Origin of the sequence: Mesorhizobium sp. M7A.T.Ca.US.000.02.2.1 (assembly GCF_003996995.1) — a bacterium.
Classification (GTDB): Bacteria; Pseudomonadota; Alphaproteobacteria; order Rhizobiales; family Rhizobiaceae; genus Mesorhizobium.
In genome coordinates this window covers 1-775 of sequence record NZ_RZTT01000841.1, presented here as the reverse complement: position 1 = coordinate 775, position 775 = coordinate 1, and the positions used below count along the sequence as shown (strand labels likewise).

Genomic DNA, 775 nt, shown 5'->3' with positions numbered 1-775 from the left:
GAAGGCGCGCACGTCAAGAAGGGCGATGTGCTGTTCGAGATCGAGACCGACAAGGCGGCGATGGAGATCGACGCGCCGGCCAGCGGCGTGTTGCGCGACGTCACCGGCAAGGAAGGTGTCGATATTGCGGTCGGTGCAGCTGTTGCATGGATTTATGCCGACGGTGAAAGCTATGCGCCAAATTCCCCCCTCAAGGGGGAGATGTCGACGAAGTCGAGAGAGGGGGTTGCCTCAGGAGGCACCCCTGTACCGTCGAGCCCAGTCGAACCGACCCCACCCGACCGGCCTGCGGCCGGCCACCCTCCCCTCGAGGGGGAGGGGAAAGCCCGCGCGACACCTTTGGCCAGGCGCCTAGCCCGCGAGGCTGGCCTGAACCTCTCAACCGTATCCGGCACAGGCCCATACGGCCGTGTTGTAAAAGCCGATATCGACGCCGCACTTTCCTCCCTCCTCGAGGGGGAGGTGTCCGCGAAGCGGACGGAGGGGGTCGCCTCAGGAGGCGCCGCCCAATTCAGCACCGCCCTGGCGCCGACACCGGTCGAAGCGACCCCACCCGACCGGCCTGTGGCCGGCCACCCTCCCCTCAAGGGGGAGGGGGACGTGCTGCGTCTGTTCGAACAGGGCTCCTACGAACTCGTCCCGCATGACAATATGCGCAAGACCATTGCGCGGCGGCTGGTCGAGGCCAAGACCACCATCCCGCATTTCTACCTGACGCTCGACTGCGAACTCGATGCGCTGCTGGCGCTGCGCACGCAGATCAATGCGGCTGCCC

The 775-nt window shown here is 66.3% G+C and carries 1 protein-coding gene; it reads left to right on the top strand.

Features of this window, described 5'->3' with window-relative positions; genetic code table 11:
- On the top strand, positions 1-775 hold a 775-nt coding region (locus EOD15_RS35025; RefSeq protein ID WP_185929177.1), incomplete at both ends, for an E3 binding domain-containing protein.